Here is a 15,821-nt window from a genome sequence, read left to right as displayed (position 1 = left end):
AGACCGACTCTGGTCGAGCCCGCTAATGCCGAACTCCCACGCGACTAACATCCGCCTAACGAACCCTGCTGAGCAGCGAGAAGGACCCCGAAAGTCAGCGGACCACCCGGCGCCCGCCGCGTCGGAATACCCCACCCCCGCCCCCGGGTTGGCCCCACATGACGACTGACGCACCCTTCGATCCCCACGCCCTGCTCGCCGGCAGCAGCCTCGGCGTGCTGGCGACCCTCAAGGCCGACGGGCGGCCCCAGCTCTCGCCCGTGATGCCGTCGTACGACCACTCCGCGGGCGTCATCCGCGTGTCGACGACCGCGAAGACGGCGAAGTTCGCGAACCTGCGTCGCGACGCCCGCGCCGCGCTGGAGGTGACCAGCCAGGACGGCCGCGCCTGGGCCACCGCCGAAGGCAACGCCACCCTCATCGGACCCGGAACCGACCCCCAGGGCCCTGAGGTGCAGGCCCTCGTGGACTACTACCGGGCCGCCGCCGGTGAGCACCCGGACTGGGACGAGTACCGCCGGGTCATGGTCTCCGACCACCGGGTGCTGATCACGATGACGGTCGAGAGGGTGTACGGCACGAAGCTCAACTGAGTCCCCCGCGCGGGCCGGAACACCCCGTCCGCCCTCACCGCCCCGACCGGCCCCACCGCCCCCTCGCGCCCCTCCCGCCCCACCGCCCCGCCACACCGGCGTACGAGTGGCAGGAAAATCCCACCGTCAGGGACACCAAGCCGCCCCTGACGGGATTTTCCTGCAACCACTCCACTCACCCCCGCCCCCCACTCCCCCCGCGCGCGCCGGATCGGGCCCATCCCCCCTCCGCCGCAGCGGAGTTGACCTACCCTTGACCCTCCACGACACACGAAATCCCACCCGCAGGGACCCCACATGTCCATGGAGCCCGTTGTCCGTATCCCCTCGCCGCTCGCAGCGCCCCTCGTACAACGGCTCATCCGTACGCCCCCACCGCAGCCGCCCGCCGCGCCCGACCTGATCGCCGCCCTCACCACTTGGCGCGGCGCCGACGCCCCTATGACACCGGACGACGTGCACCGCACCGCCGCGGACTTCGTCCACCTCGCCGCCGATGCGCACTCCGCGCCGGCGGCCGAACTCGGCGCCGTGACCGACGTGTTGACGCGGACGCTCCTCGCGGCCGGCGAGCTCGACCTCACGGACGTGGACGCCGTGCGCCTCGGCCCGCAGGACTACGCGCGGCGCCTGAGGGGTGCCGTGCAGGGCGCGGACCGCGCGTTGTCGCCCGGCGCCGCGTCGTTCCACGACGAGCTGCTCGTGGCCGTGTGCCTGCATGTCCTGTACCACTTCGTGCGCCGCTCCCCGCACATCCAGCGGGACATGGCCGAGCGTGCCAGCCGCATCCGCCAGCTCATCGACCTGAACGACGCCGAGGCGGCGGCCCGGCAGCCCGAACGCTCGCAGGAGGACCGGGACTTCGAGGCCGCGTACGGCGAAGAGGTCGTACGGCAGCACGGCTGGCTCACCATCGTCGGCGTGGACCTCGCCAACGCACCGGACCGCTGGCCCCTTGAGGACACCTACCTCAGCCTGGAGGCCGAGGAGAGCAGCGGCAGCGGCGTACCGGGCGAGCCGCGCACCGTGCTGCTCGCCGACCGAGCCCTCGAGGGGCACGAGCGTGTCCTCCTGCGCGGTGTCGCCGGCTCGGGCAAGACGACGCTCGTCCAGTGGCTCGCCGTGGCCGCGGCGCGCGCGGGCACCCGCGTGCCCTTCGTCCTGCCCGTACGCCGCTTCGCCCGCGAGGGCTTCCCCGCCCCGGACGACTTCCTGCACGCCATCAGCCACCCCCTCGCCGACCAGGCTCCGGAGGGCTGGGTCGTGCGCACCCTCCTCGCGGGCCGCGCCATGCTCCTGGTCGACGGGATCGACGAGGCCCCTGAGGCGACCCGCGGCGAGCTGCGCAACCAGCTGCGCCGGCTCCTTCGCATCTTCTCCGGCAACGGCTGCCTGGTGACGTCCCGCCCCTCCGCCGTCGAGGACGGCTGGCTCGCCCAGGAGCGCCTCGCCGAAGAGGGCTTCAAGGAACTGTCCCTCGCGCCGATGTCACGCGACCAGGTCACCCGCTTCATCCACGACTGGCACGCGGCGGCGATGAGCGACGACCAGTGCAAGGAGCAGTCGGAGCGCGACAAACTGCGGGAGTACGAGGAGCGCCTCCTGCATTCCGTGCGGATCTACCGCGAGCTGCGCCAGCTCGCCACCAACCCCCTGATGTGCGGCCTGATCTGCGCCCTCAACCGCGACCGCTCCGGCTCCCTGCCCAAAGGGCGCAAGGAGCTGTACGACGCGGCCCTGGAGATGCTCCTCCAGCGCCGCGACCCCGAACGTGACGTGTTGTACGCCGACGACGTGCGCCTCCAGCAAGGGCCCCGTGAGCTGCTCCTGCGCAAGCTGGCCCACGCGATGGTGGAGGAGGGCGTCTCGGAGCTGCCGCGCGAACGCGTGGTCGCGATCCTGGACAGCGCGCTGCCCGCCATCCCCTCCGCGCGCGCCGAGGGCGACGGCGAGAAGATCTTCCGTCATCTGCTGCACCGCACCGGGCTGCTGCGCGAACAGGCGGGCCTCTCGGTGGACTTCATCCACCGCACCTTCCAGGACTATCTCGCCGCCAAGGAGATAGTGGCCCGCGGCCAGTTCCGCACCCTCGTCGAGCACGCGCACCGCGCCGAGTGGGAGGAGGTCATCCGCATGGCCGCCGCCCACGCACGCCCCGAGGAGTGCGCCGATTTCCTCGAGCGGCTCCTGGCCGCCGCCCCGAACCTGCGCCGCCCGCACGTGAACCACCGGCGTCTGATGGCCGCGGCCTGCCTGGAGCACGTCACCGAGCTCGACCCGGACGTGCAGCGGCTCGTCCACGACCGTACGAAGAACCTCGTGCGCCCCACGACGGAGCTGGCCGCCCGCAGCCTCGGCTGGGTCGGCCCCATCGTCCTGGAGCAACTGCCGGATCCCGAGCAGGTGCCGAGCGACCAGCAGGCGCTCCTCCTCGCGATCACGGCCACCCGCGTCCAGGACGACGCCGCCATCGACTACCTCGCCCGTATGCGGCACCGCTCGGCACTGTCCATCCGGGCCGAGCTGGTCCGCCCGTGGCGGCACTTCGACACGGAGCGGTACGCGCGCGAGATCATCGCCCACCTCGATCCGCTCGGCCTGTACTTCCCGGTGTCCGACACGGCCGAGCTCGCGGCGCTGCGGCAGCTGGGCGGGCGCCCGTGGATCCAGGTCGTCGGCGTGATGCGCACCGAGGAACTCCTGGACGGCCTGGAGCACGAGCAGCTCACCCACCTGTGGATCACGGCGGAGCTCGCCGACACGGACATGTCCTGGCTCTCCCGCTTCCCGAACCTGACCGTGCTGCGGGTGAACCCCCGCCTGCCCCGTGTACGAAACGTGCCGGAGGGGGTCACGATCACCGCGTAGCGGCGCCACGCGACGGAAAAGGGGCTGCCCCGGACCGAGAAACGGTCCGGGGCAGCCCCCGTGAGCTTGTGCGAGCCCGGCGGGCTACGCCTCCTTGCTCAGGTTAGGCCCGGCGCCACCAGCCGCCTGCTCGATCGGCGGAACATCCGGAAGCGCCGCCTTCTCCTCGCCGCGGAAGGTGAACTTGGCTTCCTCGCCCTCACCCTCCGTGCCGACGACCACGATGTGGCCGGGGCGGAGCTCGCCGAAGAGAATCTTCTCCGACAGGATGTCCTCGACCTCGCGCTGGATCGTCCGGCGCAGCGGCCGGGCGCCCATGACGGGGTCGTAGCCCTTCTTCGCGAGCAGCTTCTTCGCGTCACCGCTGAGCTCGATGCCCATGTCGCGGTCCCGCAGACGCTCGTCCACCTTGGCGATCATGAGGTCGACGATCTGGATGATGTCTTCCTCGGTGAGCTGGTGGAAGACCACCGTGTCGTCGACACGGTTCAGGAACTCCGGGCGGAAGTGCTGCTTCAGCTCGTCGTTGACCTTGGTCTTCATGCGCTCGTAGTTCGTCTTGACGTCACCCGACGCGGCGAATCCGAGGTTGAAGCCCTTGGAGATGTCACGCGTTCCGAGGTTGGTCGTCATGATGATGACGGTGTTCTTGAAGTCCACGACCCGGCCCTGGGAGTCGGTCAGACGACCGTCCTCAAGGATCTGCAACAGCGAGTTGAAGATATCGGGGTGGGCCTTCTCGACCTCGTCGAAGAGCACGACCGAGAACGGCTTGCGACGGACCTTCTCCGTCAGCTGACCGCCCTCTTCGTAACCGACATATCCGGGCGGCGAACCGAAGAGACGCGAGACCGTGTGCTTCTCGCTGAACTCCGACATGTCGAGGGAGATCAGGGCGTCCTCGTCACCGAAGAGGAATTCGGCGAGCGTCTTGGAAAGCTCCGTCTTACCGACACCGGACGGACCGGCGAAGATGAACGAGCCACCGGGACGCTTCGGGTCCTTCAGACCGGCTCGCGTACGACGAATCGCCTGCGAAAGCGCCTTGATGGCGTCCTTCTGGCCGATGACCCGCTTGTGGAGCTCGTCCTCCATGCGCAGCAGACGCGAGGACTCCTCCTCGGTCAGCTTGAAGACCGGAATGCCGGTGGCCGTGGCCAGGACCTCGGCGATGAGCTCGCCGTCGACCTCGGCGACGACGTCCATGTCGCCGGCCTTCCATTCCTTCTCGCGCTTGGCCTTCGCCGCGAGCAGCTGCTTCTCCTTGTCGCGGAGAGAGGCCGCCTTCTCGAAGTCCTGGGAGTCGATGGCCGACTCCTTGTCGCGACGCACGCCCGCGATCTTCTCGTCGAACTCGCGGAGGTCCGGCGGCGCGGTCATCCGGCGGATGCGCATCCGGGAACCGGCCTCGTCGATCAGGTCGATCGCCTTGTCCGGCAGGAAGCGGTCCGAGATGTACCGGTCGGCCAGGGTGGCGGCCTGGACCAGCGCCTCGTCCGTGATGGAGACCCTGTGGTGGGCCTCGTAACGGTCGCGCAGACCCTTGAGGATCTCGATGGTGTGCGGCAGGGACGGCTCCGCGACCTGGATGGGCTGGAAGCGGCGCTCGAGGGCCGCGTCCTTCTCCAGGTGCTTGCGGTACTCGTCCAGCGTCGTGGCACCGATGGTCTGCAGCTCGCCTCGCGCCAGCATCGGCTTGAGGATGCTCGCGGCGTCGATCGCGCCCTCGGCGGCACCCGCACCCACCAGGGTGTGGAGCTCGTCGATGAACAGGATGATGTCGCCGCGGGTGCGGATCTCCTTGAGGACCTTCTTCAGGCGCTCCTCAAAGTCACCGCGGTAGCGCGAACCGGCGACGAGCGCGCCCAGGTCCAGGGTGTAGAGGTGCTTGTCCTTGAGGGTCTCGGGCACCTCGCCCTTGACGATGGCCTGCGCCAGGCCCTCGACGACGGCGGTCTTGCCGACGCCGGGCTCGCCGATGAGCACGGGGTTGTTCTTCGTACGGCGGGACAGCACCTGCATGACCCGCTCGATCTCCTTCTCGCGCCCGATGACCGGGTCGAGCTTGGACTCACGAGCGGCCTGGGTGAGGTTCCGGCCGAACTGGTCGAGCACCAGGGACGTGGAGGGCGTGCCCTCCGCAGGACCGCCGGCGGTGGCGGTCTCCTTGCCCTGGTATCCGGAGAGCAGCTGGATGACCTGCTGCCGCACCCGGTTGAGATCGGCGCCCAGCTTCACGAGGACCTGGGCGGCGACGCCCTCGCCCTCGCGGATCAGGCCGAGCAGGATGTGCTCCGTGCCGATGTAGTTGTGGCCCAGCTGAAGGGCCTCGCGGAGCGAAAGCTCCAGGACCTTCTTGGCACGGGGGGTGAAGGGGATGTGGCCGGACGGGGCCTGCTGGCCCTGACCGATGATCTCCTCCACCTGCTGGCGGACCGCCTCGAGCGAAATCCCGAGGCTCTCCAGGGCCTTAGCGGCGACACCCTCGCCCTCGTGGATCAAGCCCAGGAGGATGTGCTCGGTGCCGATGTAGTTGTGGTTGAGCATCCGGGCTTCTTCCTGAGCCAGGACGACAACCCGCCGCGCGCGGTCGGTGAACCTCTCGAACATCGTTAATCGCTCCTCAGAGCGGTCAGGCAGTAAGGGGGCTGTCCCCTCCCTGTCCTTCCGCAGCTTAGTCCCGCAAGCGGGGACCGCTCATTCCAACTGCCGACACCCGGCCGAGAACAAGAGGTGCCTCCTGACCCCGAACGCCGACAACTGCTCCAACCCGATGGTGCGAGACGATGTTCCCGCAGGCCAAGCACTTACCCTCACCACCACTACGCCGATGGCGAACGTGAGACGGCCTCGCGCGTGTGTCGCCCCTCCCCACTAGGGATGTCTTACCCGTAAGGACTGACACTCCATGCGGCGCGCGCCGGTTCCCTCCGCTACGGGCGAACACCCTTGCGCGGCCGAACACGCCCTTACGCCCTCTTTCCGGACACCGAGAGCAATCACAGGGCCACTCTGCGTAACCCGAGACGCTTCCGGCCGGTTGCTCCATGCATGGCCTTCACCGTTCCCCAGCCCCGTGTACCGGTCGAGCAGAGCGACCCGGTGCGGCAGTGGTACGCGAACGAACTCGGCTGGGCGACGGACGAGCACCGTCCAGGGCTGCCGGTGCAGCTCCTGACGGGGCTCCGCTTCGATGTACTGCAGCTGCCCGCCGAGGCCGGCTTCGCCGCGCTGAGGCATCTCGGGCCGAAGGCGCCGGTGGCCCTGCGAGGAGAATCGATGCGGCTCTTCGTGGCCGCGGGGAGCGCCGACGAGCTGCCGGGGCTCCTGGACTGGCTGGAGTGGGGCGGCATCCCCCTGGACCTCACGGCCGTCGGGGCGGGCGGACGGACCGACGCGCCCACGCCTCCGGGGTGGTCCGGCACGCAGGGGGCCGCCGTGTGGCTGCGACCCCCGGAGCCCGGGTGCGAGGTGGAGCCGACGCTGCCGGCATTGCCGTCCCTGTCGTGCGTGGGGGGTGGCACCGTGCCCCACAGCGACCCCGCCGTGGGCTCCGGTCTCGTACGGCTTGTGGACACGGCGGCGACGCAATGCCACCGGGTCCGGTTGCGACGGACCCGTCGTCAGCCGTTGGCCTTCTCGTAGGCCTCGCGGATGGACGCGGGGACGCGGCCGCGGTCGTTGACCTCGAAACCGTTGTCCTTGGCCCAGGCGCGGATCGCCGCGGTGTCCTGACCGCCGCTCGTGGCGGAGGCACGGGCTTTGGAACGCCCGGCCGAACCACGGCCACCGGTGCGACGACCACCCTTGAGGTAAGGCTCAAGAAGACCACGGAGCTTGTCCGCGTTCGACGTGGTGAGGTCGATCTCGTACGACTTGCCGTCCAGCGCAAACGTCACGGTCTCGTCTGCCTCGCCACCGTCGAGGTCATCGACAAGAAGGACCTGAACCTTCTGTGCCACCGGATTTCCTTTCATCGATAACTTAGGGCCGGATCGCACGGCGTGAGCCGCGGAATCGCCGCCCCCTGTTATATGCAGTACTGCAGTACGTCGGAAAGCAAACCGCTTTTGCTGGGAAAACACAAACCCCCGGGAGAGACCGGGGACCCCGAGAACCCAGGAAACATGCGCGTTTCGGACATAGGGAACCGGGGCAGCAGGCAGCCCGGAATACCGACGACGATCACAGATGCAGAAGCATCCGGCTGTTGCCCAAGGTGTTCGGTTTCACTCGTTCGAGGCCCAGGAACTCCGCGACGCCCTCGTCTTTGGAACGCAGCAGCTCGCTGTAGACATCTCCGTCGACAGGTGTCTCACCGATCTCCACGAAGCCGTGCTTCGCGAAGAAGTCGACTTCGAAGGTGAGACAGAAAACCCTGCGGACACCGAGCCAGCGAGCGGTCTGCAGCAACTTCCCCAACACCTGATGGCCCACTCCGACGCCCTTGACGTCGGGGTTCACGGCGAGAGTGCGCACTTCCGCGAGGTCTTCCCACATCACGTGCAGAGCACCGCAGCCGACGACCTCTGCGTTGTCGTCGCGTTCCGCCACCCAGAACTCCTGGATGGACTCGTAAAGGGCGACCGTCGCTTTGTCGAGCAGGATCCCCTGGCGTGCGTAGGAGTCCAGGAGGTTGCGTACGACCGGCACATCGGCTGTGCGCGCCCGGCGTACGGAGACTGCTTTAGCGCTGAGATCAGGGGGTTCTGCTGGCATGACCGGACGCTATCGCTCTGCTTCGGGCTCCGCCTCGCCGGGGTTCTGCGGGGCCGGGACTTGAACAGCGGGGCCCACGATCCGCATCGCGTCACTGAGTGCTTCGCGCTGTTCCGCCGACATCATCCCGAAGAACGCGACGAGAGCGGCCGCCGGGTTGTCGCTCTGCGACCAAGCTTCGTTCATCAGTGCGGCGGCGTAGGCGGCCCGAGTGGAGACCGCCTCATATCGATAGGCGCGGCCTTCCGCTTCACGGCGCACCCAGCCCTTCTGATGAAGATTGTCCAAAACGGTCATGACGGTGGTGTAGGCGATGGACCGTTCCTGCTGAAGGTCTTCCAGGACTTCTCGAACGGTCACGGGGCGGTTCCACTTCCACACCCGTGTCATGACTGAGTCTTCGAGTTCTCCCAAGGGGCGAGGCACACGAGAACAATAGTGGGAGATGTCACTAATGACGTGACGGACGTGGCGGAGGCGCCATTTCCCCAACAAAAAGGGCGTACGACTCAGAATGGGAGCGAGTCGTACGCCAGGGGTGTGCGGGTGGTGACGTGGGGTGACTGGGGCGACCTCAGGTCACGGGGTCTTGGGGGTCTGCCGGGCGCCTTCGGCGCTGGAGAGCACGGCGTCGACGGCCGCGTCCTCCTTGGCCTTGTTGGCGCCGCCCTGGGTCTTCACGATCGTCACGATGAGACCGCCGAAGAACACGGCCATCACTACGGGGGGCAGGAGCGCGGAGACGTATTCCATGCCCCCCAGAGTAGCTAGCCCGCGGCGAGCTGGTGCGGCGGGTCCGTCGGACGGCGCTTGGGAGGGAAGACCTCGGCCGGGGTCGGCACGGGGCGTGGCGGCTCCGGGGCGGCCGGTTTCGCCGGAGGGGAGTTCGGCGTCTTGGGCTTGGGAGCCGTCGCCCGGTCACCGGCTCCGCTGCGGCCGCCGGGGAGAGCGAGCAGACGCGTGCGCGAGGCGGGGACGAGGGGGCGGGGCGCCGGGACGGCCGCAGGGGACCGGCCCGCGAGACGGGCGCGTACGGCCTGTTCGGCGACGGTCCGGCAGCGGTCGAGGAGGGCGGCGGCCACCGGGTTGCCGCGCAGGGCACGCAGCGCGGCGAGATCGTCGGCGCCGGGCTGATAGCCGGCGCCGAGGACGTCCTCCAGGAGCGCGAGGTAGCCGGTTGCGGTGCCGGGCAGGGCCGTCCGGTAGCGGGCGAGGTCGGCCAGCAGGAAGGCGCGGAGCCTGGCACCCTCGCTCACCGCCTCGTCGACGGCGTCGGCTAGGCGTAGGCAGTCCTGGACGTCCTCGTCGGAGACGGGGCTGGGATGCAGGGCGAGGGCCAGAGCGCGGCGGAGCACACGCAGTTCCTCCGCACCGAAGGCCATGCCGCCGCGAGATCCGTATGGCGTGGGCATGGACTGACGATACGTGCAAAGTGGACAAAATCCGCTTAACGCCAATATGTGGCGTGGCTTTGCCCGCTCGTCTATTCCGAACGGCGGCGTATCAACGCGAAGACGACCGCGCCGACTCCGAGGGCACCGGCCGCGGCGGCGGCTATCCAGGGGAGGACGTTCGCCCCGGTGTCCGCCATCCTGCCGTCAGGTGCTTCGCGGGCATCGGGGCCTTCCCCTTCGGCGTCCGGTGTCGTGGTGGAGGTGGGGGTCGCACCGGACGTGGGCGACGTGCTCGAGGTCGTGGACGGTGCGGCTGTCGTGGCCAGGGCCCTCACCCCGTACGCGGGGCGCCCCTCGTCGAACCCGGTGGCCGTGTTGGCCGTGGTGGCCGTGTTGGCCGTGTTGGCCGTGGTGGCCGTATGCGCCGTCGCGGCAGGTCCGGCGAGGCCGGCCAGCACCCCGGCCGCCACTGCCGCGACCAGTCTTCCCCTACGCCCCATTTGCTCCACGCCCGCTCGAACCTTCTCAAGTCCCGTCCCTGCGCTGACTCTTGTATGGGGCGCAGGGTTGTGTGCGCAAGCCCCGTTTATGAGCCGCCGGTTATGAGCCGACGGCTCCGGCGGCACTCAACTCCGGGTCATCACTCGGGCATCAACTCCGGGACACGTTCCGCTCGTAGACCAGGCGGAGGCCGATGAGAGTCAGCCACGGCTCGTGCTCGTCGATGACCGTGGCCTCGCCGAGCACCATGGGCGCCAGGCCGCCGGTCGCGATGACCGTCACGTCGTCCGGGTCGCCGCCAGGGCCCGCCAGTTCGCGGGCCATGCGCTGCACGACGCCGTCGACCTGACCCGCGAAGCCGTACAGGATGCCGGACTGCATGGCCTCCACGGTGTTCTTGCCGATGACGCTGCGCGGCCGGGCCAGCTCGATCTTGCGGAGCTGGGCGCCCCGTACGCCGAGGGCCTCCACGGAGATCTCGATGCCGGGGGCGATGACGCCTCCGGTGTACTCCCCGCGCGCGGAGACCGCGTCGAACGTCGTCGCCGTGCCGAAGTCGACGACGATGGCGGGGCCTCCGTAGAGCTCGACCGCCGCGACCGCGTTGATGATGCGGTCGGCGCCGACCTCCTTGGGGTTGTCCATCAGGATCGGCACGCCGGTCTTGATGCCGGGCTCCACCAGGACGGCGGGCACGTCTCCGTAGTACCGCCTGGTGACCTCGCGCAGCTCGTGCAGGACGGAGGGGACGGTCGAGCAGATGGCGATGCCGTCGATGCCGTCGCCCAGTTCGTCGCCGAGCAGCGGGTGCATGCCCATCAGGCCGTTGAGCAGTACGGCGAGTTCGTCGGCGGTGCGGCGGGCCTCGGTGGAGATGCGCCAGTGTTCGACGATCTCCTCGCCGTCGAAGAGGCCGAGGACGGTGTGCGTGTTTCCGACGTCGATGGTCAGCAGCATGTCGTCGTCACTCCGCCGCGCGAAGGTCGAGGCCGATGTCCAGGATCGGCGACGAGTGGGTGAGGGCGCCCACCGCGAGGTAGTCGACGCCCGTCTCCGCGTACGCCCGGGCGTTCTCCAGGGTGAGGCGGCCCGAGGACTCCAGGATCGCGCGGCCGTCGACGAGGGCCACGGCCTCCGCGGTCTCGCCCGGCGTGAAGTTGTCCAGGAGGATCAGGTCGGCGCCCGCGTCCACGACCTCGCGCAGTTGGTGGAGGGTGTCGACCTCGACCTCGACGGCCAGGTCGGGGAAGGCCTCGCGGACGGCCGTGAAGGCCTGCTCCACGCCTCCGGCGGCCACCACGTGGTTGTCCTTCACCAGGGCCGCGTCGGAGAGCGACATGCGGTGGTTCACGCCGCCGCCCATCCGCACCGCGTACTTCTCCAGGGCGCGGATCCCGGCCGTGGTCTTGCGGGTGTCGCGGACCTCGGCCTTGGTGCCGTCCAGTGCGTCGGCCCACGCGCGCGTGGCCGTCGCCACGCCGGAGAGGCGGCACAGGAGGTTGAGCGCGCTGCGCTCGGCGGTGAGCAGGTCGCGGGTGCGGGTGGTGACGCTGAGCAGCTTGTCGCCCGCCGCCACCCGGTCGCCGTCCTCGACGTGCCGCTCCACCTCGAAGGTGTCCGTGCAGACGATGGAGATGACGGCTTCGGCGATGCGCAGGCCCGCCGCGGTGCCGGCCTCGCGCGCGGTGAAGTCGCCGGTGGCGACGGCCTCTTCGGGGATCGTGGCGACCGAGGTGACGTCCACGCCGCCCGCCAGGTCCTCCTCGATCGCCATGTGCGCGATGTCCTCGACCTGCACGGGGTCGAGCCCCGCCTCGGTCAGGAGCTGCGCGAGAGCGGGGTCGAGGCCGCACTCCATGGGGTCGTACGCGTCGTCTGAGCCGCAGCCGCAGGCATCGCCGCAGCCACCGCCCGTGGGGGCGAGAGGGAGGTCGTCGGGGGTGCTCACGGTCACTTCTCCTGAGGGCTGGTCGTCGGAGGGAAGTCTGCGGTCTCGGTCGTCTGCAGGGCCAGGGTCCGGTCCGCGTTGAGGCGTACGACGATGTGGCGCCGCCAGGCCTCGTCGTCGCGGTCGGGGCGGTCCTCGCGCCAGTGGCAGCCGCGGGTCTCCTCGCGGCGCTGTGCGGCGGCCACCAGGACGCGGGCGACGCACAGGAGGTTGGTGGTCTCCCAGGTGTCGACGCCCGGCTCGGCCGTCTTGCCGTCCTCGGCGAGGGCGCCCGCGGCCTCGGCGTGGATGCGGGCGAGCCGGGCCGCGGCCTCGGAGAGGGAGTCGGCGGACCTGAGCACTCCGGCGCCCTCGGTCATCACGCGCTGGATGGCGAAGCGGGCCTCGGGGGGCAGCAAAGGGTGCGCGGGGGTGTCGGGACGGGAGGAGACGGGTGCGGGCACGCGCGCGTGGAGTGTCCTGCCCGTGTGCGGCGATGCGATGTCGGCGGCGATGCGCTCGGCGTAGACCAGGCCTTCCAGAAGGGAGTTGGAGGCGAGGCGGTTCGCTCCGTGCACGCCGGTGCAGGCGACCTCTCCGCAGGCGTACAGACCCGGGACCGTGGTGCGGCCGTGCGGGTCGGTGCGGATGCCTCCGGAGGCGTAGTGCGCGGCCGGGGCGACGGGTATGGGCTCGGTCACCGGGTCGATGCCGTGGGCGCGGCAGGCGGCGAGGATCGTCGGGAAGCGGTTCTCCCACATCTCGGCGCCGAAGTGGCGGGCGTCCAAATACATGTGCTCGGCGCCCTTTTCCTGCATGCGCCGTGTGATGCCCTTGGCGACGATGTCGCGCGGGGCGAGCTCCGCGAGCTCGTGCTGCCCCACCATGAAGCGCACGCCGTCCGCGTCCACGAGGTGGGCCCCCTCGCCGCGCACCGCCTCGGAGACCAGCGGCTGCTGGCCCTCCGCGTCGGCGCCCAGGAAGAGCACGGTGGGGTGGAACTGCACGAACTCCAGGTCGCTCACCTCGGCGCCCGCGCGCAGGGCGAGCGCGACGCCGTCGCCCGTCGACACGGAGGGGTTCGTGGTGGCCGAGAAGACCTGACCCATGCCGCCGGTGGCGAGGACGACCGCGGGGGCGTGCACCGCGCCCACGCCGTCGTGCTGGCCCTCTCCCATGACGTGCAGGGAGACCCCGGCGGTGCGGCCGTCGGCATCCGTGAGCAGGTCGAGTACGAGGGCGTTCTCCACGGTCGGGATGGCCTGCGCGCGCACCGCTTCGACCAGGGCGCGGGAGATCTCCGCGCCGGTCGCGTCGCCGCCCGCGTGGGCGATGCGGCGGCGGTGGTGGCCGCCCTCCCGGGTCAGCTCGATGGCCCCTTCGGGGCCGGTGTCGAAGTGGGCGCCGGTCTCGATGAGGCGGCGCACGGCGTCGGGCCCCTCGGTGACCAGGGTGCGCACGGCCTCCTCGTCGCACAGGCCCGCGCCCGCCACGAGGGTGTCGTCCAGATGCTGCTCGGGGGTGTCGCCCTCGCCGAGTGCCGCGGCGATGCCGCCCTGGGCCCAGCGCGTGGAGCCGTCGTCCAGGCGTGCCTTGGTGACCACGACGGTCTTGAGGCCCGCCGCCGAGCAGCGCAGGGCCGTGGTCAGCCCGGCCACTCCGGAGCCGACGACGACGAGGTCGGCTTCCAGGGACCAGCCGGGCGCGGGGGCGTGCAGCCGTATTCCGGTGGCACTCATGGGGTGGCTCCGAACGTGAGCGGGATGTTGTCGATCAGCCGGGTCGCGCCGACCTTGGCCGCGACGGCGAGGACCGCCTCACCGGTGTGGCCCGGCTGTACGTCCGTGAAGTCGGCGGGGTCGACCAGCGCCAGGTAGTCCAGTTCGAGCGGGGGCCTGCTGCGGGCCGCCTGGTCGAGGACGTGCCGGGCGGCGGCGCGGACGGCCGCGGGGCCGCCGGGCACGGAGGGCGTGACGGACTGGGCGACCGCGTGGGTGTCGGCCGCGGCGCGGGACTCCCCCAGGGCGTTCAGGGCGTCGGCGCGCGCGTGCGTGACGGGGGCGAGCGCCGCCCGCGCGTGCAGTGCCTCCTGCGCGGCGTGCCGGTCGCGGCCCGCGAAGAGGGCCTGGGAGAGCGCGAGCGCGGTGCGCCGCTCGGCCGGCGAGAGATAGCGGTTGCGGCTGGAGAGGGCCAGGCCGTCGTCCTCGCGCACGGTGGGTACGCCGACGATGTCGACGCCGAAGTTCAGGTCCCGCACCATGCGGCGGATGAGGGCGAGCTGCTGGGCGTCCTTTTGGCCGTACAGCGCCACGTCGGGCCGGGTGAGGTGCAGCAGCTTGGCGACGACCGTGAGCATGCCGTCGAAGTGTCCGGGGCGGGTGGCCCCTTCGAGGAGGGCGCCCATGGGGCCGGCGCTGATCCGGACCTGCGGTTCGCCGCCGGGGTAGACCTCGTCCACGGAGGGGGCGAACACGAAGTCCGCGCCTTCCTGTTCGGCGATCTTGACGTCGGCGTCCAGGGTGCGGGGGTAGCGGTCGAGGTCCTCGCCCGCGCCGAACTGGAGGGGGTTCACGAAGACCGTGACCACGACTTCGCCCTCGTCGCCCGCGATGCGGCGCGCGGTGCGGATCAGGGTGGCGTGGCCCTCGTGCAGGGCGCCCATGGTCATGACGACGACGCGGCGCCCGGCGCGTGCGCGCGTGCGCAGCGGCTCGGCGGTGTGCACCAGGCGGGTCATCGGGCTCCTCCCTCGGCGTCTCCGCTCCCGGTCCCGCCCCCGCCGTTGGCCAGGACGCCCAGGAGGTCCTCGGCGAGCTCGGGCTTGAGCAGTCCGTGGGCGAGGGCGCGGTCGGCGGTCGCGCGGGCCATCGCCAGATAGCCGGCGACGGTCTGCGGGGCGTGCTTGCGCAGCTCGGCGACGTGCGCGGCGACAGTGCCCGCGTCCCCGCGCGCGACGGGCCCGGTGAGGGCGGCGTCACCGGACCGCAGTGCGTTGTCCAGGGCGGCGCCGAGCAGCGGGCCGAGCATCCGGTCGGGGGCGGAGACGCCCGCTTCCTTGAGCAGATCCATGGACTCGGCGACCAGCGTCACCAGGTGGTTCGCGCCGAGGGCGAGCGCCGCGTGGTAGAGCGGCCTGGCCTCCTCGGCGATCCATTCGGGCTCGCCGCCCATCTCGATGACCAGGGCCTCGGCGGCGAGGCGCAGTTCCTCGGGGGCGGTCACGCCGAAGGAGCAGCCGGCCAGGCGCTGCACGTCGACGGGGGTGCCGGTGAACGTCATGGCGGGGTGCAGCGCGAGCGGCAGGGCACCGGCGCGCAGCGCGGGCTCGAGCACCTGGGTGCCGTACCGCCCGGACGTGTGCACCAGGAGCTGGCCCGGGCGGATGGCGCCGGTCTCGGCGAGACCCTCGACGAGACCCACGAGGGCGTCGTCCGGAACGGTCAGGAGGACCAGGTCGGCGCGCTCGAGGACCTGGGCGGGCGGGACGAGCGGCACGTCGGGCAGCAGGGCGGCCGCGCGTCGTACGGACGCGTCGGAGACCCCGGACGCGGCGACCGGGCGGTGCCCGGCGAGCTGGAGTGCCGCGGCGAGCGCGGGGCCGACACGGCCCGCTCCCACGACACCCACCGTGAGCCTCGCGGGGCGGTCCCGCGGGTCTGGCTGCTGAGGTGCGTTCACGCGATGACGCCTTCCCGTTCCAGTCCGCTCGGGGTACCGGACGATTTCTCGTCATGCTAACGCGATTGGTCGGTGCCGCGTCCTCGGCTGTCCACAGGCTGTGGGTATTCGTATGACCGGTGGCCGCTCGCACGCCATGCT

15 protein-coding genes are annotated in these 15,821 nt (G+C 70.7%); 3 read left to right on the top strand and 12 right to left on the bottom strand.

Features of this window, described 5'->3' with window-relative positions; translation table 11 throughout:
* Nucleotides 1-158: 158 nt before the first annotated feature.
* Complete coding sequence (locus ACWGIH_RS22460; protein ID WP_453444713.1) at nucleotides 159-593, top strand: PPOX class F420-dependent oxidoreductase; 435 nt, start codon at nucleotides 159-161, stop codon at nucleotides 591-593.
* A gap of 303 nt (nucleotides 594-896) precedes the next feature.
* Nucleotides 897-3,461 (top strand): NACHT domain-containing protein, encoded by a 2,565-nt coding sequence (locus tag ACWGIH_RS22455; RefSeq protein WP_453444760.1) that lies wholly within the window; start codon nucleotides 897-899, stop codon nucleotides 3,459-3,461.
* Between the two features lie 84 nt (nucleotides 3,462-3,545).
* Here the strand turns inward: ACWGIH_RS22455 and ACWGIH_RS22450 are convergent, their stop codons facing one another.
* The gene (locus ACWGIH_RS22450; RefSeq protein ID WP_453444712.1) at nucleotides 3,546-6,071 is read right to left on the bottom strand and encodes an ATP-dependent Clp protease ATP-binding subunit; all 2,526 of its coding nucleotides are present in this window, start codon (nucleotides 6,069-6,071) and stop codon (nucleotides 3,546-3,548) included.
* Nucleotides 6,072-6,512: 441 nt separating this feature from the next.
* Between ACWGIH_RS22450 and ACWGIH_RS22445 the strand changes: the two genes are divergently transcribed.
* Nucleotides 6,513-7,106 carry an SCO3374 family protein gene (locus ACWGIH_RS22445; protein ID WP_453444710.1) on the top strand — a complete coding sequence of 198 codons (594 nt, stop codon included), beginning with the start codon at nucleotides 6,513-6,515 and terminating at the stop codon, nucleotides 7,104-7,106.
* Here the strand turns inward: ACWGIH_RS22445 and ACWGIH_RS22440 are convergent.
* The 11 genes from ACWGIH_RS22440 to ACWGIH_RS22390 form a co-directional block, all read right to left on the bottom strand.
* Nucleotides 7,085-7,423 (bottom strand): histone-like nucleoid-structuring protein Lsr2, encoded by a 339-nt coding sequence (locus ACWGIH_RS22440; RefSeq protein ID WP_363210622.1) that lies wholly within the window; start codon nucleotides 7,421-7,423, stop codon nucleotides 7,085-7,087. The genes ACWGIH_RS22445 and ACWGIH_RS22440 overlap by 22 nt on opposite strands.
* A 223-nt stretch (nucleotides 7,424-7,646) precedes the next feature.
* A complete protein-coding gene (locus tag ACWGIH_RS22435; protein ID WP_453444708.1) occupies nucleotides 7,647-8,180 on the bottom strand; it encodes an amino-acid N-acetyltransferase in 534 nt (177 codons plus the stop codon).
* A gap of 9 nt (nucleotides 8,181-8,189) precedes the next feature.
* The gene (locus ACWGIH_RS22430) at nucleotides 8,190-8,606 is read right to left on the bottom strand and encodes a BlaI/MecI/CopY family transcriptional regulator (protein WP_453444707.1); all 417 of its coding nucleotides are present in this window, start codon (nucleotides 8,604-8,606) and stop codon (nucleotides 8,190-8,192) included.
* 153 nt (nucleotides 8,607-8,759) lie between these two features.
* Complete coding sequence (locus ACWGIH_RS22425) at nucleotides 8,760-8,933, bottom strand: hypothetical protein (protein ID WP_453444706.1); 174 nt, start codon at nucleotides 8,931-8,933, stop codon at nucleotides 8,760-8,762.
* Nucleotides 8,934-8,947: 14 nt separating this feature from the next.
* Complete coding sequence (locus ACWGIH_RS22420) at nucleotides 8,948-9,562, bottom strand: hypothetical protein (RefSeq protein ID WP_453444759.1); 615 nt, start codon at nucleotides 9,560-9,562, stop codon at nucleotides 8,948-8,950.
* 101 nt (nucleotides 9,563-9,663) lie between these two features.
* Nucleotides 9,664-10,083, bottom strand: coding sequence for a hypothetical protein (locus ACWGIH_RS22415; RefSeq protein WP_453444704.1), 420 nt, complete (start codon nucleotides 10,081-10,083; stop codon nucleotides 9,664-9,666).
* Between the two features lie 142 nt (nucleotides 10,084-10,225).
* Nucleotides 10,226-11,032 (bottom strand): type III pantothenate kinase, encoded by an 807-nt coding sequence (locus tag ACWGIH_RS22410; RefSeq protein ID WP_363210616.1) that lies wholly within the window; start codon nucleotides 11,030-11,032, stop codon nucleotides 10,226-10,228.
* Between the two features lie 7 nt (nucleotides 11,033-11,039).
* A complete protein-coding gene (nadC, locus tag ACWGIH_RS22405; RefSeq protein ID WP_453444702.1) occupies nucleotides 11,040-12,023 on the bottom strand; it encodes a carboxylating nicotinate-nucleotide diphosphorylase in 984 nt (327 codons plus the stop codon).
* A gap of 2 nt (nucleotides 12,024-12,025) precedes the next feature.
* Entirely contained in the window at nucleotides 12,026-13,741 is a 1,716-nt protein-coding gene (locus ACWGIH_RS22400) for an L-aspartate oxidase (protein WP_453444701.1), read from the bottom strand.
* Nucleotides 13,738-14,739 (bottom strand): pantoate--beta-alanine ligase, encoded by a 1,002-nt coding sequence (gene panC / locus ACWGIH_RS22395; protein ID WP_453444700.1) that lies wholly within the window; start codon nucleotides 14,737-14,739, stop codon nucleotides 13,738-13,740. Before panC ends, ACWGIH_RS22400 begins: the two co-directional genes overlap by 4 nt.
* On the bottom strand, nucleotides 14,736-15,680 hold the full coding sequence (locus ACWGIH_RS22390) for a Rossmann-like and DUF2520 domain-containing protein (protein ID WP_453444699.1): 945 nt from the start codon (nucleotides 15,678-15,680) through the stop codon (nucleotides 14,736-14,738). Before ACWGIH_RS22390 ends, panC begins: the two co-directional genes overlap by 4 nt.
* Nucleotides 15,681-15,821 lie beyond the last annotated feature (141 nt).

Source organism: Streptomyces sp. NPDC054872, from assembly GCF_053610705.1.
This window is presented reverse-complemented; position numbering and strand designations above follow the sequence as displayed.